Source organism: Exilispira thermophila (assembly GCF_055389015.1).
This window is the reverse complement of sequence record NZ_AP042476.1, coordinates 2,110,386-2,131,685: the sequence shown is the minus strand read 5'-3', so window position 1 is coordinate 2,131,685 and position 21,300 is coordinate 2,110,386. Positions and strand designations below refer to the sequence as shown.

Annotated in this window: 20 protein-coding genes and 3 tRNA genes; 9 read left to right on the top strand and 14 right to left on the bottom strand. The window is 25.4% G+C overall.

From position 1 onward, the window contains the following. Positions 1-29 precede the first annotated feature (29 nt). From ACZ5EC_RS09000 to ACZ5EC_RS08940, 13 genes are all read right to left on the bottom strand, one after another. Positions 30-102, bottom strand: a tRNA-Lys gene (locus tag ACZ5EC_RS09000). A 152-nt stretch (positions 103-254) separates the two neighbouring features. Beyond that, complete coding sequence (locus ACZ5EC_RS08995; protein WP_464302143.1) at positions 255-1,415, bottom strand: PorV/PorQ family protein; 1,161 nt, start codon at positions 1,413-1,415, stop codon at positions 255-257. A 31-nt stretch (positions 1,416-1,446) separates the two neighbouring features. Then, positions 1,447-2,262 carry a hypothetical protein gene (locus tag ACZ5EC_RS08990; RefSeq protein ID WP_464302142.1) on the bottom strand — a complete coding sequence of 272 codons (816 nt, stop codon included), beginning with the start codon at positions 2,260-2,262 and terminating at the stop codon, positions 1,447-1,449. A gap of 360 nt (positions 2,263-2,622) precedes the next feature. Continuing rightward, positions 2,623-3,717 (bottom strand): glycosyltransferase family 2 protein, encoded by a 1,095-nt coding sequence (locus tag ACZ5EC_RS08985; protein ID WP_464302141.1) that lies wholly within the window; start codon positions 3,715-3,717, stop codon positions 2,623-2,625. A gap of 157 nt (positions 3,718-3,874) precedes the next feature. Further along, positions 3,875-4,978, bottom strand: coding sequence for a FecCD family ABC transporter permease (locus tag ACZ5EC_RS08980; protein ID WP_464302140.1), 1,104 nt, complete (start codon positions 4,976-4,978; stop codon positions 3,875-3,877). Then, entirely contained in the window at positions 4,926-6,002 is a 1,077-nt protein-coding gene (locus ACZ5EC_RS08975; protein ID WP_464302139.1) for a BMP family lipoprotein, read from the bottom strand. Before ACZ5EC_RS08975 ends, ACZ5EC_RS08980 begins: the two co-directional genes overlap by 53 nt. A gap of 46 nt (positions 6,003-6,048) precedes the next feature. After that, a complete protein-coding gene (locus ACZ5EC_RS08970; RefSeq protein ID WP_464302138.1) occupies positions 6,049-7,005 on the bottom strand; it encodes an ABC transporter permease in 957 nt (318 codons plus the stop codon). A gap of 257 nt (positions 7,006-7,262) precedes the next feature. Then, positions 7,263-7,345: transfer RNA gene (locus tag ACZ5EC_RS08965), tRNA-Tyr, on the bottom strand. Between the two features lie 10 nt (positions 7,346-7,355). Further along, positions 7,356-7,428: transfer RNA gene (locus ACZ5EC_RS08960), tRNA-Thr, on the bottom strand. Positions 7,429-7,619: 191 nt separating this feature from the next. Continuing rightward, positions 7,620-8,210, bottom strand: coding sequence for a nucleotidyltransferase family protein (locus tag ACZ5EC_RS08955; RefSeq protein ID WP_464302137.1), 591 nt, complete (start codon positions 8,208-8,210; stop codon positions 7,620-7,622). Positions 8,211-8,431: 221 nt separating this feature from the next. Further along, positions 8,432-9,079 (bottom strand): sulfur carrier protein ThiS adenylyltransferase ThiF, encoded by a 648-nt coding sequence (thiF, locus tag ACZ5EC_RS08950; RefSeq protein WP_464302136.1) that lies wholly within the window; start codon positions 9,077-9,079, stop codon positions 8,432-8,434. 23 nt (positions 9,080-9,102) lie between these two features. Next, positions 9,103-9,336: a MoaD/ThiS family protein gene (locus ACZ5EC_RS08945; protein ID WP_464302135.1), complete on the bottom strand. Its 234-nt coding sequence runs from the start codon at positions 9,334-9,336 to the stop codon at positions 9,103-9,105. Between the two features lie 177 nt (positions 9,337-9,513). Continuing rightward, complete coding sequence (locus ACZ5EC_RS08940) at positions 9,514-10,755, bottom strand: DUF1015 domain-containing protein (RefSeq protein WP_464302134.1); 1,242 nt, start codon at positions 10,753-10,755, stop codon at positions 9,514-9,516. Between the two features lie 222 nt (positions 10,756-10,977). Between ACZ5EC_RS08940 and ACZ5EC_RS08935 the strand changes: the two genes are divergently transcribed. Continuing rightward, positions 10,978-11,244 carry a DUF370 domain-containing protein gene (locus tag ACZ5EC_RS08935; RefSeq protein WP_464302133.1) on the top strand — a complete coding sequence of 89 codons (267 nt, stop codon included), beginning with the start codon at positions 10,978-10,980 and terminating at the stop codon, positions 11,242-11,244. Positions 11,245-11,445: 201 nt separating this feature from the next. Continuing rightward, a complete protein-coding gene (gene gmk, locus ACZ5EC_RS08930) occupies positions 11,446-12,003 on the top strand; it encodes a guanylate kinase (protein WP_464302132.1) in 558 nt (185 codons plus the stop codon). A gap of 179 nt (positions 12,004-12,182) precedes the next feature. On the opposite strand, the gene ACZ5EC_RS08925 is transcribed toward gmk, so the two are convergent. Next, complete coding sequence (locus ACZ5EC_RS08925) at positions 12,183-13,052, bottom strand: YicC/YloC family endoribonuclease (RefSeq protein WP_464302131.1); 870 nt, start codon at positions 13,050-13,052, stop codon at positions 12,183-12,185. Between the two features lie 293 nt (positions 13,053-13,345). On the opposite strand from ACZ5EC_RS08925, the gene ACZ5EC_RS08920 reads away from it, so the two are divergent. The 7 genes from ACZ5EC_RS08920 to ACZ5EC_RS08890 all read left to right on the top strand — a co-directional run bounded on the left by ACZ5EC_RS08920 (position 13,346) and on the right by ACZ5EC_RS08890 (position 21,256). After that, a complete protein-coding gene (locus tag ACZ5EC_RS08920; RefSeq protein ID WP_464302130.1) occupies positions 13,346-13,642 on the top strand; it encodes a hypothetical protein in 297 nt (98 codons plus the stop codon). Then, positions 13,626-14,726, top strand: coding sequence for a tRNA (adenosine(37)-N6)-dimethylallyltransferase MiaA (gene miaA / locus ACZ5EC_RS08915; protein ID WP_464302129.1), 1,101 nt, complete (start codon positions 13,626-13,628; stop codon positions 14,724-14,726). The genes ACZ5EC_RS08920 and miaA overlap by 17 nt, the downstream gene beginning before the upstream one ends. 21 nt (positions 14,727-14,747) lie before the next feature. Further along, positions 14,748-16,817, top strand: coding sequence for a 1-deoxy-D-xylulose-5-phosphate synthase (gene dxs, locus ACZ5EC_RS08910; RefSeq protein ID WP_464302128.1), 2,070 nt, complete (start codon positions 14,748-14,750; stop codon positions 16,815-16,817). 296 nt (positions 16,818-17,113) lie between these two features. Further along, complete coding sequence (locus ACZ5EC_RS08905) at positions 17,114-18,187, top strand: IS110 family RNA-guided transposase (protein WP_464301763.1); 1,074 nt, start codon at positions 17,114-17,116, stop codon at positions 18,185-18,187. An 82-nt stretch (positions 18,188-18,269) separates the two neighbouring features. Next, positions 18,270-19,490, top strand: a complete 1,221-nt coding sequence (gene folP, locus ACZ5EC_RS08900; RefSeq protein ID WP_464302127.1) for a dihydropteroate synthase — start codon at positions 18,270-18,272, stop codon at positions 19,488-19,490. Then, positions 19,480-20,268 carry a diadenylate cyclase CdaA gene (gene cdaA, locus ACZ5EC_RS08895; RefSeq protein WP_464302126.1) on the top strand — a complete coding sequence of 263 codons (789 nt, stop codon included), beginning with the start codon at positions 19,480-19,482 and terminating at the stop codon, positions 20,266-20,268. Before folP ends, cdaA begins: the two co-directional genes overlap by 11 nt. Then, positions 20,261-21,256 (top strand): CdaR family protein, encoded by a 996-nt coding sequence (locus tag ACZ5EC_RS08890; protein ID WP_464302125.1) that lies wholly within the window; start codon positions 20,261-20,263, stop codon positions 21,254-21,256. Before cdaA ends, ACZ5EC_RS08890 begins: the two co-directional genes overlap by 8 nt. The last annotated feature ends 44 nt before the right edge of the window (positions 21,257-21,300 follow it).

Sequence of the window (21,300 nt, the reverse complement as noted above, 5' to 3'; positions counted from 1 at the left end):
TTAAGATCTAAGACAGCCCCTTCTTTGAATGAGCTGCAAAGGATTCGAACCTTTGACCCTCGGCTTAAAAGGCCGATGCTCTACCGACTGAGCTAGCAGCTCAACCACTCATCGGTAGAAATAAACCAAATTTTACTAATTTTGTCAACTAATATTTTTATTTTTTTTAATTTTTTTTGTTTTACTAAATTTGTTTAAAAAATTCATTTTTAAAATATAATATATAATATAAGATTTATTATATTTTATTATAATTACCATATCATAGAAATATTAATTAAAAAGTTTTCTTCGGGTAATAATCCAGGTATTGGTGATAATTCTCTTGTAAAATAAGTAAAATTAAATTGAATTATTGCAAGATTTACAGTTAAGCCAAATGATGGATATCCCTGATATAAACCACCTCTAATTTTAAATAATCCTAAAACTCTTGCTTCTGCACCAAGATATAGTTTAGTTCCTAAAGTATATTTATTACCAGATTTATATTCTTCAATAAATCCATTTAGGTCATGTATATCAGCAGTAAGTACAACTTTATCAAGGATGATTGGTATTATTGAACCTATTCTCAATGCAATTCCTGTATTAATTTGCATTGGGATTCTAATGTTGTAAACATCATCTCCAACAGGTGTACCAACTTCATCTATATTATTTGTTGAATAATATTTAATATTAGTGCCAATATCTTTAGCAACTAATCCAATTTGTAAATTTCCTAATCTTAATAAAGCACCGAGGTCAAACCCAATTCCCTGACCTAAATTCATATCGAAAGGTAAGGAGTTTGGATCAAGAGATGATAAATCGGAAGTTAAAGATAATAAACCTGTTTCATAATTTGTCCACATTCTGTAAAAATATTTTACATTAGCACCTAAATAAATAGGACCAAGATTAATAGAATATCCTAAAATTGCTCCAATATCAGCAGAAAGATGAATGTTAACAGAAGGTGCAATACCTGAAGGTAATGTAACAATTGATGTATTAACAGTATCAAAAACGCCAATACCAAGGCCACCACCAACCCAGCCAACAAAAGGTAATCCAGAAGCACCTATACCTAATTTAGCAGATAATAATGAATTAATAAAATCAGGATCAGCCAATAAAGTAGCAGCATCAAAATTTGCATTGCTAGCTTTTTTAAGAATTTCAACACTATCCCTATTTAATCTAAAAGTTGCATCTATAAGAAATAAATCTTTATTTCCTGGTAAAGAATAACCTGCAGGATTAAAAAACAATGCATCAGGACCCATTGCATACCCTGTATAAGCTCCTCCCATTGCAGCTACTCTAGGTGAGGGATAAAAAATTGGTGGTGCTTTTTCTTGAGCAAAAACAGGTAAAGATAAAAACAATAATATTGTAAAAGTTATTAAAATATATTTTAATTTCTTCATATTTTACTCCTTTCTTATAAATAATTTAAAATTATGGTAACATCTGAAGTAAACCATCAGCTAATTGATATACAGGATTATCAGGTTGTAAAGTACTAGTCAATTCCTGTAAAGAATTTTTGGCTTCAGTTAAAGAAGCTAAAGCATCTGGAGAAGCATTATCTCCGATTTTTCCATCACCATTTGGATCATCAAAAACAGTAGTAATAGCATCTTGAATTGCAGAATCAGAAGGAACAGTAGCAGTATCCGCTGTACCATTACCATCAGAATCTTCTGTAGTAGTACCAGATTGAATAACAATAGCTGCACCAATGTTTAAAATAGCATTTGTAAGTTGTAAATCAGCGTCAGGTGTTCCATCAGGATTCGAAGCGTCATAATCAGCAGCCAGGTTTGTAAATGTAGCACCATTAAGTAATCCAATAACAAGACTTTCTTGAGATTCAGGATCCTCTGCAAGATTATTTAATATTCCTTCAATATCTGGTTCAGTACCAGATGCTTGAGCATTAGCAATTTCTCCGATAATATCACCAACAGGTGAAGCTTGAATATAAGCAGTTGCAATAATTTCAGCAGCATCTGCTTCAGTTTCATTATCAGCTGTTCCATCACCTAAAGCATTTTGAAATTCAGTTGCTAAGGCATCACCAATGTTTATGTAATCTTCATCAGTTTCTGCAGAAGATAATGCTTCCTGTGCAGTTGATACCTGTTGATCTGGTGGAAGATTTTTTATAACCTCATCAATATTTTTAGGTTTAAAAAGATTAAAACCAGTACATGACATAAACAATAGTATAAAAGCAACAAAAATAGCTAATATAAAACTCTTTTTTAACATAATTACCTCCTCAAATATTTAAAAAGAAATTGTTTTACTTAATTTATATTATACTTCCTTTTTTATTCTATAAACAATTTTCTATAAGATTTTTATAAAAAATTAGTTTATACTTCATAAAATTTCAAATTTTACTTACTTTAATAATATAATACAAAACCTACAAAAAACAACTGATAATTATTTTAAATGAATATTATTTTCAATAATTTATTTAAAAATTTTTGTAACATTTTTATATTTTTAATAATATGCTATAAATAAAAGTTTGTAAAAGAGCAAATAATTTGCTTAAAGCAAATAAATAAAAAAATAATCGAGTTCTATTTTAGGTTAAATATTTTAAATAAATTTAAAATATTATTTTGAATTATATATTTCAAGTAGTATTAAAATATTTTTTTGTATTTTAAAAATATCTAAAAACTTATCCCTTTTTATTTTTCCTTTAATCAGGATCAAATACTTTTTAATTATTTCAATGATAATTTTAGTAAACAATTTTTTATTGTTTATTAAATCTTCAATATAAATTAAACAAAATCTAATAAGGCTTTTAATACGAATTTCCTCATAATTTTTATATTTATGGCTTAAATTATTGTATTTTTTTGACTGCCTTATAACTGTTAATTTGTCATTAATAATTAAAACTTTAAAATTATATGTTAGGTTTAAATAAAAAAAATAATCTTCTAAAACCTTAAAATTTTCAGGAAAAAACTCAAAATTTTTATAAATAGATATTAATTTATCAATAATTTTTCTATGAATAAATAATGATGAAATAGAAATCCTGTTTTTTTCTAATTGTTCTAAAAATATATCTCCTTCAATTTTTTTTCTTGATTTAGGTAATTCTATCCTTTTCCCTTCTTTCAAATAAATATCATAAGATTGACACGCATAAACTTTTTTCTCTTTTAAGAAATTTACACACTTTTCTATTTTGTCTTGAATAAAAAGATCATCAGAATCTAAAAATCCAATATATTTAAAATTAGAAAAGTATATGCCTAAATTTTTTGCAAATGCAGTTCCTTTGTTTGTTTTTAGTTTTATATATATAAAATTTCTTAAAAAAAGTTTGTTTTTGTTCATTTTGCTAATAAAAGAAGTAGTACCTGTTATTATAGATGTAATGTCTTTTTTTGTTTCTATATTTAGATTTTTGATTTTATCATCAATAGTTGTTTTATCATATATTACTTTATAACTATCTTTTTTTATTGAATGAAAAAATTTAAGAAAAGTGTTTTTAAAAGGAAAATTTATATTAATAAAATATGAAAATGGATTTGTAATAAATTGATTAAATTTTTGCATTGAATTATCATATGAGCCATCATCAATGATAATTATTTCAATTTTTTTAAAATTTTGAAAAAAAACAGAACTTATAGAATCAAATAATGTATTGCTTCTATTATATGTTGGAATGATAATGCTAGCCATAGAGATTTATCTTTGAATCTTTTTAGTTTTTGTTTAACTAATAGTATTTAATTTTTATTCATTTAATTATTTTAATATAATTTTGATAATATTTATTTTAAATTATAAAGATATAAAAAAGTAAATGATATTATTTTTTTGTAAATATTAAAAATGATTATACAAAAAAAACTGAACGTTTTTTTAACAAAATATATAAAAAAAATGGAGCACCGAACAAAGCAGTAATAACTCCAATAGGTAACTCAGAAGAAAAACCAAAAAATGCTGGAATTAATTGAGATAATATATCTGAAGCTACGAGAAAAATTCCTCCCCAGATAAATGAATATATAGATAAAATATGATAATGCGGTTTAGTAATATTTCTTAATATATGAGGGATAATGATTCCAACAAAACCAATAATTCCAGTTTGAGAAACAATAATTGATGTCATTAAAGATGAAAAAATAAAAATAATTTTTTTTATTTTTTCAACATCAATACCAAGATTTAAAGAATATTTTTCTCCGGTATAAAATATGGTTAATTCTCTTGAATAGATAAAAGTAAGTATGAAAATAGATAATTCAATTAAATAGAGCCATTTTAAACTAATATTTGGGGAAGAAGTAATATAACCCATCATCCATGAAATCGCAATATATGATTTATTGGATAATAAGGAAATAAAAAGTGTGATAAGAGCAGAAAAAAATGAATTTAAAATAACTCCAATTAAAATTATTATAACATTGTTAAATTGTTTTATTTTTAAAGAGATAAAAAAAATGATAATGATAGAAATTATACCCCCAATAATAGCACCGATAGGTAAAAATTTAAGTAAAAAATAATTACCAGAAAAAAAAGCAAGATAAACAGTTATAACTGCTCCAAAAGAAGCAGATGATGATATTCCAAGAGTAAATGGGCCAGATAAAGGGTTTCTCAATATAATTTGTAAAAGTAATCCACTTATTGATAAGATGCCACCAGCTAAAAAAGCTAAAAGAAACCTGGGTAAACGGATATGTAAAATAATATTATAATAGTTTAAAAGATTAGAAGAAATTAAATTTTTATTAAAAATATGACTAAGAATAAAAAAGAAACTGTTTATGTTAATTTTTACTGAACCAAAATACAATCTTAATATAAATATTAAAATTACAGATAGCAGAGAAAATATAAAAAAAGCCAGGTTAAACCTGGCTTTTTTATAATTAACCTTCGTAACCTGCTTCTTTTCTTGAAGCTGGAACTTTGATTGTACCATTTTTGATACCTTCAATAGCTTTATTTACAGCATCTTTAACTTCTTGTGGAATTATAGAGTCAAATGAATGGAAAGGAGAAATTCCAGTAGCACCTTCATTAATACCAAAAGTTAAGTTTTCTCCACCTTTGAATTCACCATTTAATAATGATTTAATAACAAGGAAAGTAGCCTGTGTAATACCTTTTACTGCAGAAGTAATAATAGTATCAGGAGCAAGATAGTTTTGGTCAACATCAACACCAATTGCTAATATTCCTTTTTCTTTAGCACCATTAAATACACCAAGACCTGTTAAACCAGCGATCTGGAAAACAATATCAGCGCCCTGTTCTGCTAAAGCGATTGTAGCTTCTTTTCCTTTTGCCTGGTCATTAAAAGAACCAGAAACAACAGAAATTACTTTACAATCTGGGTTAACAGATTTAACACCAGCATAAAATCCAGCTTGATATCTTTCAACTGGAGGGATATCCATACCTAAAACCATACCAACAACATTCTGGTCATTTAATTTAGGTGATATAGATGCATATTTTTTTGTTAAAAGACCTGCAACAACACCTGCAAGATATCCTGATTCCTGTTCTTTAAATAAAATACCTACAGCATTTTTAGGTGCTTTAGCAGGATCTAACCAGATATCAATACCTGCAAAGTAAGTATCAGGGTTATTGTTTGCAGCTTCAACAATAGCATCAGCCATTAAAAAACCAACTGCAAATACAAGTTTACAACCATCTTCAGCTAAACCTGTTAAGTTAGGAATATAGTCAGTTTGTTGTTTTGATTCTACAACTCTAGTTTCAACCCCTAATTCTTCTTTAGCTTTTAAAAGACCATTATAACAACCATCATTAAAAGATTTGTCACCAAGACCACCAACGTCAGTAGCCATACCAACTAAAATTTTTTCTTTTTCACCAGTTTCTTTACTACCACCAGTACCAGCTATCAAAAACATTGATAATGCAAGTAATAAAATAAGTGATAGAGCAGTTACAATTTTGTAACCTTTTTTCATAAAAATCCTCCTTAAAATTGTAAATATATTTTTATAAATTAATAAATTAACTTTCCTCTTTTTCAACAATAAAATCCTGACCATCAACTTTTGGAGGTCTTGATTTTCTAACAAGTCCAGCAACAGCTAAAACAGTTAGTATATATGGAAGCATAATAAAAACTTCCGATGGTACAGCTATAAATTTAATAGCCTGTAATCTATATTGTAAAGCATCAGCAAAACCAAAAAAGAATGAAGCCAAATATGCACCAATTGGATTCCAACCACCTGATATCATAGCAGCTAAAGCGATAAAACCTCTACCACTACTCATCCCTTCAGTAAATGCAGTTGAATTTTCGATTGACAAAAAAGCTCCAGCAAGACCGGAAGTGAAACCTGATATTAAAACAGCAATGTATCTAATTTTATAAACAGATATACCAAGTGTTTCCAATGCTAAAGGGTGTTCACCAGAAGCTCTAATGTGCAATCCAGTTTTTGTTTTAAAAAGAAATATGTAAAGTATAATAACAAGTAAAAATGACATATATACAATAGGAGTTTGATCAAAAAAAGCTGGACCAATTACTGGAATTTTTGAAAGTAATGGGATTGCGAATTTATACTTTTGTAATGAAATAGGAATCTGTTCAGATGTTCCTGGATGTCCAAAAGTTAAAATCATAAAAAATCTAGTAATTCCAAATGCCAGGATATTTAAAACTGCACCAGAAACTATATGATCAAGATGCAAAGAAATTGTAGCAACAGCATGAATTCCAGAAAAAAGAATTCCTGCAATTACACCAGCCATTAGCCCTATCCATGGATTTCCAGTAAAATATGCAATTTGAGCTGAAAAAAAAGCTCCTATAATCATTATCCCTTCCATAGCAATATTAACAATACCAGCTCTTTCACATACAACAGCACCAATAGCTGCTAAAACAATTGGTGTAGATAATCTAACTGTAGCATTTAATAACTCTGTATTGAAAATAGAAAGAAAAGGTGACATTTTTTATCCTTTGAATTTTTATTAAATCTTTTTTACTTTTAATTTATAAAATATTATACAACAAGGAATAATTAAAAAAAGTAAAAGTTACTTAGTAAATAAAGCTATTTAAAATATATCTTCCTGTATAAAGTAAAATAAAATCAAATTTAAAAAAATCAAGATAAACTTATTAAAAATTGCAAAAAAAATAAAAAAATTATGTGATTTATAAAAATGTGATTTATAAAAAAAAGAAAAAGGAAAGAATATAAAAATGGGGAGGGCAGGATTTGAACCTACGAAGCCGTCTGGCAGCAGATTTACAGTCTGCCCCCTTTGACCACTCGGGAACCTCCCCGTTTGAAGATAGCTGGCGAAGGGAATTGAACCCCCAACCTGCTGATTACAAGTCAGCTGCTCTACCGATTGAGCTACGCCAGCATTTTGCTTGTGTTTACTTATTTACTTATTTATTTTTTTTTGTCAAGAAATTTTTAAACAATATTTATAAATATTTTAAATAAATTTACTAAAAAATAACTTAAAGATATTAAATAAAATTTATGTATAATATTTTATAAGAGATTCAAAATTTTAATAAAATTATGTGGATAGTTTTTTTAATATAGTTTTTAATATAAGGTAATTAAATTGTCTATGTCATTTTTCGAATCTATATCAATAATTATCCCTTTATCATCAATCTCAACATACTTTTTTCGAAACCTGTTTATAACATCTTTTAAAGTAGTTGAATTATCTGCTTTTAAAATAGCCTTTTTAACATTTTGTGATATTAAAATTGGATGTCCTCCTTTCTTATTATAAGAAGGAATAACTACATCTGCCATTTCTTTGAACAATTTTAAAGTTTCATAAACATAAGTTTTTATAAAAGGCATATCAGCTGGAACAATAAAAATATATTGTGACTTAATATTTTTTACACCAAGTATTACAGATTCAAACATATTTCCATTATTGTAGTTTTTATTAAATATTAATTTCGTTTTATTTGAAATGTTTTTTTCATAGTATGTGAGTTTATGTTTAATGATGTCAAAGTTAAATCCACCAACTACAACAATTTTATCTACAGAAGGAGCCATATGTGATATTGAATGATAAAACAAACTTTGACCATTCAATTTATAATCAAGTTTCCATTCAGGGAATCTTGAGGAAAGACCTGCAGCTAAAATAATACCACCAAATTTTTCCATTATTAATTCCTCATCTAATATATAAATAAATTAATAACACACAATCCATTAAAAAAAAACTATTTTATTTTTATTGATTGTCAATAGTAAATATTTGTTTTTTTTTAATAGTTTTATCTTTTTTTATTATAGTCAAAATTTTAAAAAAAATAAGCTAAAATTATCTATTTTTGCTAATTAAATTTGATTACCAATATATTAAAGTTTATAAAAATAATTAATTAAAGTGATATTACATTATTCATAATTAAATCAAATGCTAAATTTACCTGATACATTGCACTAAGAATAACTTTAGGTGCTACTAAACCCATTTCTGGGGAAGTTTTAAAATCGCCTATTATATAAATATTATGAGCTAATTTTTCAATATGAATTTTATTTGATAATCCAAAACCTGAAACCCCAGCTGCTCCAATAAGCAATTTATCTGAAAATAAGGGATTTCCAAATGATTTTATAATTAAAGATTTAGCTTCAACAGAATCAAATGCTTCAAAAACAATATTACATTTTTTAAATAATTTAAAAATATTGTTATTATTGATTTTTCCTATTATTGCTTTAACTTCAACAAATGGGTTAATCTTTTTAATAATATTTTTCAATGTAGGTGCTTTAAATTTTCCGATATCATTAAAAAAATATTGTTGCCTATTTAAATTTGAAATTTCTATTTTATCAAAATCAACTAGAATAATTTTTTTTACACCACATCTTGCTAAAGTTAATGCAATATTTGATCCCAGCCCACCACATCCAGCAATTCCAAAATTGATATCATTAAGTTTACTTAATAGATTTTCTGGCATTTTTGAAAACATTTGATTGAAAAGTAAATTTGAATTATTGTTTCTAGCATCTTTCATTTTTTTAATTTTTTGTGATTTAATTACCCACCACCAATTGGTAAAAAAAGACTAACTTCGTCATTGTTTTTTAATATATAATTTGCTTTAACTTCTTTTTGATTAACAAAAGCAATTATATATTTTTTATGCTCATTTTTGATTTTTAAAAAATCTAAAAGTTCATTTATTGAATAATTAGTGGGGATTTCCAGATAATCCCCACTTTTAATATTGTCAAATTTTAAAGTTGCAACAAATTTTAATTTTATTTTCATAATTAATTTTCTTAATTTTTTTAAAATACTATGATTATAGATTTTTTTCTTTTTATATTTTTTTGTATTATATTAATTTTTAAAATATTATATGGTTTATAATAATGTTTTTGTTATATATTTTTTTTTAATAATTATATTGTCTAGTTTTAGTATTTAAAAAAACATTTTTTTTAATCAATCTTCAAGTTTATGGATAACAAGTCCTGATCTTAATTTAGGTTCAAACCATGTTGATTTAGGAGGCATTATTTTATTTGCTGCAGCAACTTCAATTAGGTCATGAATTGATGTAGGAAACATAGAAAAAGCAACTTTAAAATTACCTGAATTGACAAGATTTTCAAGTTCACTTACACCCCTTATACCTCCAACAAATTTAACCCTTTTGTCAGTTCTTGGATTTGAAATACTTAAAATTTTATCTAATACATTGTTTTGAAGAATTGCAACATCTAAAGAATCAACAGGGTCATCAGAAATATATTTGTTTTTTACAGACAAAGTATACCATTTGTTATCAAGATACATACATATCTCATGTTTTTTTTCAGGTTCCTTTTTCCCATTTTGTTCTATATTGAAAATATTTTTTAACTTGTTTATAAATTCTTCATTTGATAAATTATTTAAGTCTTTGACAACCCTATTATAAGGTAAAATTCTTAATTGCTCAGCAGGAAAAATTACAGAAAGAAAAAAATTATAATCTTCAGTTCCAGTATGATTTTTATTTTGTTGTTTCTTTATTTTCCATACATTTGTTGCAGATGCAGACCTATGGTGTCCATCAGCAATAAATAGGATATCAACATTCTGAAAATATTTTTCCATTTTGTTAATTAGTTGATCATCTTTTAAGACATAAAAAATATGTTCAACATCTTTTTCATCAGTTATGTCATATTCAGGTTCAAGATTTTTAATTACATCGTCAATAAATTTAACTATTTCTTCATGATCCCTATAAGTTAAAAATACAGGCCCAGTATTAGCCTTTGTAATTAATATGTTTTTTGTTCTATCTTCTTCTTTATCTTTTCTTGTAAATTCATGTTTTCTAATAATCCCTTTATCATACTCTTCACAGGAAGTTACTGCAACAATTCCAGTTTGTGAATGACCTTTCCAGTTCTGTTTATAGATGTAAAAAACAGGTTTATTATCCTGAAAAAGAATTCCCTGTTTTAAAAAATTTTGCAAATTGTCATTTGCTTTTTCATAAACTTTTTCATCATGCTCATCAACATTATCTGGAAAATCAACTTCTGCTCTTGTTATATGCAAAAAAGAATATGGATTGCCCTTAACCATCTCTTTTGCTTCATCTCTATCCATAACATCATATGGAGGACAGGCAACTTTTTCAACAAATTCTTTTTTTGGTCTAACTCCTTTAAAAGGTTTTACAATTGCCATAAAAGTTCTCCTATAATTTTATTTGTCAAAATATTAACTAAATTAAAAAAAAATTCATCATAAATTTTAAAAAATCAGGATTTAAAAAATGTAAAAAAAATAAAAAAATATTATAAATAATTGTTTTTTTTTATAAAAAATATATAAATTTGCTAATGTATAGTAATTTGACATCATTATAATATTTATATATTATTCTATAAAATCAAGAGGGTAAATAAGATGAATAATAATTCTGGATTTGTTAGTATTGGATATGGTAATTATTTAAATCTTTCTAGAATAGTTGGGATTTTAAATCCTGAAGGGTCAGCTTCAAAAAGGCTTAAAGAATATGCAAGGGAAAAAGGGGTTTTATTTGATGCTACTCAGGGTAGAAAAACAAGGTCTATAATTGTTTTGGATTCTAACCAAGTTTTTTTATCAGCATTTCAAACTGAAACATTAATACAAAGAATATCAATCGATATAGATAATATAAAAAATTAGTATTGATTTATTCAGATTTATTTAGAATGAAATATTAATAAAAAAAGAGGCAAAAGTAAAATATAATAAAAAATCAAAAATAAAAATAACAAAAAAACTACAAATTATATTAAAGAATAGAATATATTTTTAAGATAAATTTATATTTTATATATAAACTTATAATAAATAATTATTATTTTAGAATTAAGGAAATAAAAATTGAGAAGAAGACTTATTTTGATTTCTGGTCCTTCAGGGTCAGGTAAAACAACTTTGAGAAAAATGATCGAAAAAAAATTTCCTGAAATAGAATTTTCTGTTTCTTATACCTCCAGACCAAGAAGAAAAGATGAAATTGATGGTAAGGATTATTTTTTTGTTTCAAAAGAAGAATTTGAGAAAATGATTGAAAATGATGAGTTTATTGAATGGGCAAATGTATATGGACAATATAAAGGTACATCAAAAAAATATGTTGATAGTATTTTAGATAAAGGGAAAATAGTTTTACTTGAGCTTGATGTACAGGGAGGTGAAAGAGTAATAGATTTGTATAATAACCTGTGTTCAATATTTATTTTACCTCCAGATTTTGATACTATGAAACAACGACTTATAAAACGGGGTGGCGAAAAAGATTTTGATTTAGAGAAAAGACTTGAAACTGCTAAAATTGAGCTTTTAAAAAAAGAAAAATATAAATATTGGGTTGTTAATGATGACCTTGAAAAAGTGTTTGCAATTATCGAGACAATTATTAATGAATATATAAAATAAAAATTAACTAAAGTTTTTTAAACTATCTGATTTCTTTAATTTGTTTTTACATAATTTAATTAAAATATCTATTAATGTTGTATAAAACAATAAAATTTTTATTAAGAAATAAAGTTTTTATTAAAAAACAAATATTGAATTTTAATTAAAGTTTAAAACCTTTCTTTATTTAATGATTTTTATTCAACATTTCTTGCTTGTTCTCTTATCTTTTCGATATAATCTTTCATTTCTATTGCTGCTTTTTTTATATCAGTTATTATTGATTTTGAGCATATTGTATTAACTTCTCTCATAAGTTCCTGGCATATAAAGTCAAGTTTTTTTCCAATAGATTCTTTACTTTCAATAATAGAATAAAAGTAAGTTAAGTGTTCATGAATTCTTTTTATTTCTTCAGTGATATCATATCTAGCAGCATATAAAGCAGCTTCTTCTACAATTAACTTTTCATCAAGATTAAGGTCTTTGATTAGTTTTTTCATTTTTTCTTTAACATAATCAAAATAATATTTTGTCTCTCTTGATTCATTATTTTCTATAAAATTTAATTTTTCATAAAGTTTAGATCTAGTTTGAATAAAAAAGTTATATATTGATTCCCCTTCTCTTTTTCTTTCTTCAACCAATTTCTTTAAAGTATCTTCAAAGTCAGATAAAAGTGAATCTTTGTATTCTCCAGAATTAAAAGAATTATTGATATTGACTATACCTTCAAAATGCATAATATGACCAAGATGAATTTTTTCTTTAATTTTTAGTATTTTTTTTAACTCTTCAAGTTTACTTTTAAAAGCCATAGCAAGTTTATGATTAATTGTAATTTCTTGAAAAGAGTTCAGGCTTATAAATCTAATATTAATTTCTAATTTCCCTCTTTTAATATAATTTTTAATGATATTCCTTAAATCTTTTTCAATTTCTCCAAAAAAATAGGGTATATTAAATTTTAAATCAAGATATTTATGATTTAAACTTTTAATTTCAATTGCATAAGAGTATTCAGAAGTTTCGCGTTTAAATATAGAATATCCTGTCATACTATTCATTTACATATCCTTATATATATAATAAAAAAAGAACAAAATTCTTTATCTATGAAAACAAAAGGTTTAATTTGTAAAAAGAAAAATTAAATGCAATATTTAAATTTTATTGAGTTTCATAATAAAAATTTGCATTTAAATATATCTATAAATATAAAAACAAAATTTTTAACAAATTTATAATTTTTTAAAAAAAAATCAAAGAAAATTTTTTAAATTTTGTAAAAAAAGTTGAAAATAAGAAAAAAAAATGTAAACTTTCCTTGCTTTAAAAATAATCCCGGGAGTATTTGTGGATGAAAAAAGATATGATTTTTCCTTTAAAAGAAATTATTAATTTTGAAGGGAATAGATATACACTTGTAAAAGCATGTTTTAAAAGAGTTTATTCTATTTTACTGGAAAAACAGAAAGAAGAAGAATTAAAACCAGCTGTTCAAAAAGACAATATGCCTATTCTTAATAATTATGAGCCTCTTACTTCAAAAGGGGAAAATGCTGAAATTGAACAAAAAATAACAGGTCTTGCTATGTTTGATGTTCTTACAGGAAAAGTTAAGTACTATAACGAAAAAGATGAACCATCTGACTAATAATGCTATTTTTATAGTAGGACCAACAGCGTCAGGTAAAACTGCCTTAGCACATAAAATTTTTGAAAATTTTAACATTTCTCTTATTTCAATGGATTCAATGCAAATTTATAAATATTTGGATATTGGTACTTCCAAACCTTCAAAAGAAGAGATAAATTATTATAAATATTCTGGAATAGATATTGTTGAACCTGATGTTCACTTTTCTACAGGTGACTATTTAAGATATTGTGAAAAAGTTCTGGATAATATTTATAAAAAAAACAAAATTCCTCTTTTTGTTGGAGGCACTGGACTTTATTTTGATTCCTTAACTAAAGGATTTGATGATATTCCTGAAGCTGATATGTCTATTAGAAGAAAACTTGAAGAAAAGGTTGCTAAATATGGTATTGAATATCTGTATAATGAGCTTAAACAGGTAGATGAAACTTATGCTATAAAGATAGCTAAAAATGATAAAAAAAGGATTATAAGAGCATTGGAAGTTTATATTTTAACTTCTAAACCTTTTTCAGCATTTCATAAGAAGATGTTATTTGATAATAAATCTGATTTTAAAAAATCAAAAATCATATTAGAAAATAGTAAAATTAATTTTAAAGATAAAAAAAATAATCTTGAAAATAATAAATTAAATTATGTTCATCTTGATAATATTGATTTAGATAGATTAGAACAAATAATATCAAAAAAAGAAAATAAAATTTTAAAAATAGGTACATATTTACCAAGAGAGATTCTATACAAAAGAATTAATGAAAGAGTAGATTTGATGATTAAACAGGGATTTGTTGAAGAAGCTAATTTTTTGTATAACAGGTACAAAGGTATAGATGCACCAGCTTTTAAAGCTATTGGTTATTCTCATCTTTTTAAGTATTTTGAGGAATCTTCAAAAGGGAATGAACTTGATGAAGTTATTGATAGAATAAAAAGGGATACAAGGAGATATGCAAAAAGACAGCTTACATGGTTTAAAAGGGATCCAGAAATAATATGGATTAATTTACTGAATATTGATAAAAATATTGATAAAATAATAAAAATAGTTAAAACATATATTGGTGATATATATTGATAATATTCTTAAGGTGTTTTTATGGACAATGGAACAATTAACTTAAATAATCAATCCAATGATAAACTATCATATTTAAAAAAATATCAAATTTTTGATAATTTTAACAACCCAGAATATTTAAAGTCATTAAATCGGCATCAATTAAAAGAAATTTCAGATAATATAAGAAAATTTTTAATAGAATCATTGTCTAAAACTGGAGGTCACCTTTCTTCAAATTTAGGGGTTGTTGAATTAACTATTGCTTTGCACTATGTATTTAACTTTTTTAAAAAAGATAAAATTGTTTTTGATGTTGGTCATCAAACTTATGTTCATAAAATATTAACAGGAAGGTACAAACATTTTCCAACTTTAAGACAAAAGGATGGACTTTCAGGATTCCCTGATCCAGAAGAGCATCCAACAGATTTATATAAAACAGGGCATGTTGGTACAGCAATTGCAATGGCAGCTGGTTTTTGTATAAACAATATTAGTAAAAACAATAATTTAAAAAAACATAAAAAAAATTCATATAATGATAGAAATATTATTGCTGTAATTGGTGATGGTTCCTTAACAAATGGGGAAATGCTTGAATCTATAAATTTTATAGCTAACTATAAGATTAAAAAGATGATTATTATTTTAAATGATAACGGGATGTCAATTTCAAGAACTGAATCTGCAATTAGTAAATCTTTAACACGATTTTCAACTGGAATGAAAATTAGATGTTATTTAAACAAGCTGGAAAGAAAAGGGTTATTACCTAAAAAGGTTAATAGAATATTAAAAAGAACTATTACCGGAATAAAAAGCACTTTTACTGCTAATGGACTTTTTGAAGAGTTAGGTATACCTTATGTCGGTCCAGTTAATGGACATAATTTAGATGAATTGATAGAATATTTAGAATTTGCTAAAAATTATCCTGAAACATTAATTTTGCATGTTATAACTAAAAAAGGATATGGATTTTCTAAAGCTGAAAGTGATCCTGAGGATTTCCATTCAGCTAAGCCGTTCAGTATTATTTCAGGAAATTTTGTAAAAAAGAGTGAAAAAACATTTACTCAAGTTTTTCAGGATGCAATTTCTATTTTAGGAGAAAAATATAAAAATGTTTATGCACTGACTGCAGCGATGAGAGTTGGATGTGGATTAAAAAAATTTCAATCCCTTTTTCCTGAAAGATTTATTGACACAGGGATTGCAGAAAGTTTTGCTGTGAGTTTATCTGGATCTTTATCAAAAGAATCAAAAAAAGCAGTTTGTTGTATTTATTCAACTTTTATTCAAAGAGCTATGGACCAAATTTATCATGATATTGTTTTAAACAAATTACCTGTTTTATTCTGTGTTGATCGTTTTGGACTTGTAGGTCCTGATGGTCCAACTCATCATGGTGTTTATATGCAAACATTTTTACAAACTCTTCCCAATACTTTTGTTGTTAATCCAGCATTAGAAGAAGAGTTTTTATATTTTTTAGAAAAAGGATTAAACTCAGATAAAACTTTTTTTATCCAATATCCTAAAACAAGAGCTTATTCTATAAAAGAGATAGAAAATGAATTTTTCAAAATAGATGAAGATGCTTTTGTTAAAACACTTCCTGATTTAGACAATTTTAATGAAAAAATAAATAAATTTAAAAATAATAATCATCTTATTGAATATTTAAGTAAATTAGATGATATTTCAGGTTATAAATTATCAAGTGGTGAAGAAGTTGCAATTATTGCTACTGGTTCTTTGTTAATAAGAACAATAAAAGCTAAAAAGCTCTTATTAGCAAAAGGGATAAATCCTGCGATCTATTCTTTTCCAATTATTAATCCTCTTAAGAATAATTTGCTTCTAGATATAATTAAAAATTATAATAAATTAATTATACTGGAAGAATCTCAATTTCCATCTCCAATCTATTCAAAAACTTTAGAAATTTATAAAGATATAAAACAAAGTAATAGTAAATTTAAAAAAAAAGAGATAATAGGATTTTATTTACCTAAAGAGTTTATTCCACATGCAAAAAGGGATGAACAACTTGATATGGCAGGATTTTCAGTTGATAGAATTGTAAATGTTGTTTTAAGCTAATATGTTTTAATTTAATATATTGGAATTTAAGTAAGTTTAGGAGATGTGATAAAAATCAATAGCAGGGGATAAAGAAACTGCTTTCAGGCAACGAAAATAAACCTGAAAGCAGATAGGCTTAGGTTCGACATTTAATTTGGTCAAAAAGACCGTTTAGGAGAATGAAGAGCCTACAGCCGAATCAACATAATAATCGGATTTTAACAATCCAGATTGAATAGGAGAATGGATTATTCTCTGTAATAAATATCGTAAAGAATCTGCTTTCAATTAAAAAAAATAATTGGAGGAGGCAGATGAAACTATCAGTGGGAGTTGATTTACACAAGCATCAAATGACAGTATGTATAAAAAATTTAGAACAAAGGATTGCAGATATTAATTGGAAATTTTCTACAAAAAAAGAAGGATATATGGAATTTGTAAGATTGTTAAAGAAATTATCCCAACCAGAAGAAATTGAAATAGCAGTAGAATCTACAGGAAATACAAGATATTTTAAAAGAGAAATGGAAAATTATGGATTTAAAGTACATGTAGTAAATACCTTAAAGTTTAAAGTAATAAATGAATCAATAAACAAAACAGATAAACATGATGCAAGGACATTAGCAGAATTTTTATCAAAAGATATGATACCAGAAGTAAATTTATGTAAAGAAGATAGTAAAAATTTAAGAGATTTATTAAAGCATAGGTCAGTATTAAAAAAGACCAATGTAAGTTTAAAGAATCAAATACATGGAATAATGTTAGAAATGGGTATAGAAACAAAGAATGGACAGCTTAACACAAAAACAGGAAGGGTAAAAATTATAGAACAAATATCGGACCCAATAAAAAAAAGTATAGTATCAGGGATAATAAAAACAATAAATAGTATAGAAAGTTTAATATCAGAAATAGAGAAAGAGCTTTCAAAGATGACAGAAAAAGATGAAGCAGTAAGAATACTAAGGACAATACCAGGATGTGGATTGATAACTTCAATTACTTTAAGGGCTTACATAGATGACATAAATAAATTTAGTTCATATAAAAAGCTTTCTTCTTATTGTGGATTGGTACCATGGGTACAAAATTCAGCAGACAAGGAAAGATATGGGAATATAACTAAAAGAGGTTCTAGTGAATTAAGAACAGCATTTGTACAGATGACAATGGGTATGATAAGGGTAAAAAGAGAAAGAGAAAACAGATATATGAAATCTTATAGAAATATGAAAAAGATAAAAGGAAGTGGAAAAGCAATAATAGCGACTTCAAGAAAGTTAAGTAAATTGGTATGGACATTATTAAAAAATGGTTGTGAATATGATCCAGGAAAATCAAATGATATATTGTTAGATAAAGATTATTCTGTTGCCTGAAAGCAATGATTTGAGGTTTTACCTCGTTTAGATAAATTAGCAGATTTTTTGATATTTAATATTGATTTTTATAGGAGAATATATGTTAAAACTAAAAATTTACGATTTAAGCCCACTAGATTATATTGATATTAAAAAAGAGCTTAAAGATATAGAAGTATCTCCAGAAGCTTTTGATATACTAATCCCAAAATCTAGATTTTATAGATTTTTGATAAGAGACATAAATTATAAAGCTGCGAATATTTTAAAGCAGGAAGCACTTTCTTATGGTGCAGAACTTTCAATTTCTTATAAAACATTTACAATGGAAGCTGAAAATAGTAATGTTTTACTTTCAGCTACTGAATATCAAATCCAGAAGTTAATTAAAAAACTGAAATTTCAACCATTTAAAAGTTTAAGAAATCTATCAGAAGATCTTGATAATATTCTGAAAGATAAAAATGATAAGGAAACATTTATTGAGATTGGTGATAAAAAATTTTTCTGGAAAAAAAATAAATATATAATGGGAATACTTAATGCTACACCTGATTCTTTTTATCCTGATTCAAGGGTAAATGAGAAAAATTTAGCTAAAACAGTTGAAGACATGATAGAAAATGGGGTACATATTTTAGATGTTGGTGGTGAATCAACACGACCGGGATCAGAAAGAGTTCCAGTAGATGAAGAAATCAAAAGGGTTAAAGAAATAATCTCTTTTATTAAAAAAAATTATAATATTCCTGTGTCAATTGATACTTACAAATCAGAGGTTGCTAAAATTGCATTTGATATGGGAGCTGATATGTTAAATGATATATCAGCTTTAAGATTTGACCCTAAAATGCTCGATATTATAAAGGAGTATGATGTTCCAGTTTGTTTAATGCACATAAAGGGAGAACCTAAAAATATGCAGAAAAACCCTTCATATGATAATTTAGTTGATGAAGTGTATGATTATTTTTATGAAAGGGTCTCTTTTTTAAAAGAAAATGGGGTAAGTGAAAAAAAAATAATAATAGATCCAGGAATTGGATTTGGAAAAAGACTTGAAGATAATTTAAGATTAACAAAATTTTTAAATCTATTTTCAACATTTGGTATGCCAATATTGTATGCAGGTTCAAGAAAATCTTTTATAGGTATGGTTTTAAATAAAGAGGTAGAAAATAGACTTTATGGTTCACTATCTTCCCATCTTATTGCAGCACTGTTTGGTGCAAGTTTTATACGGGTACATGATGTTAGTGAAATGAAAGATGTTTTAGAAATTTATGAAAATGTTATTAAGGTGAATAGATTTGAACTTTGAATATTATTTAAATATTATTCTTGAAAAATATTTAATCCCCAGTCTGGATATTACTTTTATGACTCTTATTATATTTTATATATATATTTTTATTCAAAAAACAAAAGCAGGTAATCTTGCTAAAGGGTTGTTATTAGTTTTCATCATCCTTTTTGTTTTAGATTTTTTCAAATTCCCAATTTTTTCATGGTTATTTGAAAGGATAATTTCATACCTTGTAATAATTTTAATTTTAATTTTTAGTCCTGAGATAAGATCATTACTTATTATGCTGGGTAAAAAATCTGGATTAAAAAAGTTAACCAAAGAGGAGTTAGAAAGTTTAAATATAATTGTAAACTCATGTGAACAATTATCTTTAAAAAAAATTGGAGCTTTAATAGTTATTGAAAGAAAAGAAAATATACTTCCTCTATTAACAAGTTATGTTCCAATTGATTCAACTTTATCTGAAGAGATTTTCTTCTTTATTTTTGATAAAAAGTCCTTAATTCATGATGGAGCTGCTGTAATTAAGGGAAATAGAATAATGTATGTTTCAGCAATATTACCTTTATCTGAAAAAGAACTACCAGAAAAACATATGGGTACAAGACATAGGGCTGGTATGGGTATTTCTGAAGAGTCAGACGCTATATCAATAATTGTTTCAGAAGAATCTGGGAGAATTTCATTATGTGAAAATGGGTCAATGCATGTTAATTTAACAAAAATTGAGTTAAAACGATTATTAAAAAATTTGTTGTTCATTGAAGAGGAAATGGAAAAGAATGGATAGTAAAAATATTTTTCAAAAATTTATTTTAGATGTTAAATCTCATTTTTTTGCTTTTATTTTAAGTATAATCTTTTCTTTATTGTTTTTTTACTATATAGAAGATATACAACTTTCCTCTGGTTTAATTGTAAATGATATTGATTTTAAAAATCTAGATACAAATTTTATAATAAAAGAAGTAGATAATACAAAAGTTAGTATTTACTTTAAAACAACTAAAGAAAATATTTCTTTAATAGATAAAAAGATATTAAAACCTTATATAGATTTAACAAATGTAAAATTAGGGAAAAATATAATAAAAATTAAATTAGAACAGGATTTATTACCTGATAAAACAAGAGTTTATAAAATTGAACCCAAATTTGTTACTATTGTAGTTGATAGAAAGGTTTCAAAGTTTTTAAAAATTAAACCTGATATTATAAATGACCCATTAACTGGATATGTAATTTCTAATGTTTATTTTACTTCTGATAAAGTTCTTGTAGAAGGACCTAAATCTATTCTTGAAAATATGGAAACAATTAAAACTGATCCAATTAATGTAGATGGTCTTGATAGAACAGTTTTAAAAGATATTACTTTTAATATAAAAAATATAAGAATAATATCTCCCAAAAAAGTTTCAGCGATAATTGAAATTAAGAAACAATATGAACTTCAAGAAATTAATAACATTAAGATAATCATTATTAATAAAAATCCAGATTTTGAGTATATTTTAAATACTGACAAATTATCAGTAAAACTTTTAGTACCACCAATGTTAAAAAATGAAACAGTTCTTAATAATTTATCTTTTAAAATCAATGGGGATTCTTTTTTTAGTGAGGGATCGTATAAAATTATTCCGGTTTTAAAAGTACCTGAACAATATGATATATTGGAAATAGTTCCTGATGAAATAATTTTAAAAGTAAAAAAGAAAAATATAGTAAATGATAAAGCATCAGATACTGTTCCTTACAATTTAAAAACTAAATAAAATTGACATCCATTTTATTAATGTCAAAATATTAAAAATAAGAT

Bases quoted from the DNA above. Each gene is read 5' to 3' on its own strand.
- ACZ5EC_RS08995 (WP_464302143.1), bottom strand. From the start codon at position 1,415: ATGAAGAAATTAAAATATATTTTAATAACTTTTACAATATTATTGTTT.
- ACZ5EC_RS08990 (WP_464302142.1), bottom strand. From the start codon at position 2,262: ATGTTAAAAAAGAGTTTTATATTAGCTATTTTTGTTGCTTTTATACTA.
- ACZ5EC_RS08985 (WP_464302141.1), bottom strand. From the start codon at position 3,717: ATGGCTAGCATTATCATTCCAACATATAATAGAAGCAATACATTATTT.
- ACZ5EC_RS08980 (WP_464302140.1), bottom strand. From the start codon at position 4,978: ATGGTACAATCAAAGTTCCAGCTTCAAGAAAAGAAGCAGGTTACGAAG.
- ACZ5EC_RS08975 (WP_464302139.1), bottom strand. From the start codon at position 6,002: ATGAAAAAAGGTTACAAAATTGTAACTGCTCTATCACTTATTTTATTA.
- ACZ5EC_RS08970 (WP_464302138.1), bottom strand. From the start codon at position 7,005: ATGTCACCTTTTCTTTCTATTTTCAATACAGAGTTATTAAATGCTACA.
- ACZ5EC_RS08955 (WP_464302137.1), bottom strand. From the start codon at position 8,210: ATGGAAAAATTTGGTGGTATTATTTTAGCTGCAGGTCTTTCCTCAAGA.
- thiF (WP_464302136.1), bottom strand. From the start codon at position 9,079: ATGAAAGATGCTAGAAACAATAATTCAAATTTACTTTTCAATCAAATG.
- ACZ5EC_RS08945 (WP_464302135.1), bottom strand. From the start codon at position 9,336: ATGAAAATAAAATTAAAATTTGTTGCAACTTTAAAATTTGACAATATT.
- ACZ5EC_RS08940 (WP_464302134.1), bottom strand. From the start codon at position 10,755: ATGGCAATTGTAAAACCTTTTAAAGGAGTTAGACCAAAAAAAGAATTT.
- ACZ5EC_RS08935 (WP_464302133.1), top strand. From the start codon at position 10,978: ATGAATAATAATTCTGGATTTGTTAGTATTGGATATGGTAATTATTTA.
- ACZ5EC_RS08925 (WP_464302131.1), bottom strand. From the start codon at position 13,052: ATGAATAGTATGACAGGATATTCTATATTTAAACGCGAAACTTCTGAA.
- ACZ5EC_RS08920 (WP_464302130.1), top strand. From the start codon at position 13,346: ATGAAAAAAGATATGATTTTTCCTTTAAAAGAAATTATTAATTTTGAA.
- miaA (WP_464302129.1), top strand. From the start codon at position 13,626: ATGAACCATCTGACTAATAATGCTATTTTTATAGTAGGACCAACAGCG.
- dxs (WP_464302128.1), top strand. From the start codon at position 14,748: ATGGACAATGGAACAATTAACTTAAATAATCAATCCAATGATAAACTA.
- ACZ5EC_RS08905 (WP_464301763.1), top strand. From the start codon at position 17,114: ATGAAACTATCAGTGGGAGTTGATTTACACAAGCATCAAATGACAGTA.
- folP (WP_464302127.1), top strand. From the start codon at position 18,270: ATGTTAAAACTAAAAATTTACGATTTAAGCCCACTAGATTATATTGAT.
- ACZ5EC_RS08890 (WP_464302125.1), top strand. From the start codon at position 20,261: ATGGATAGTAAAAATATTTTTCAAAAATTTATTTTAGATGTTAAATCT.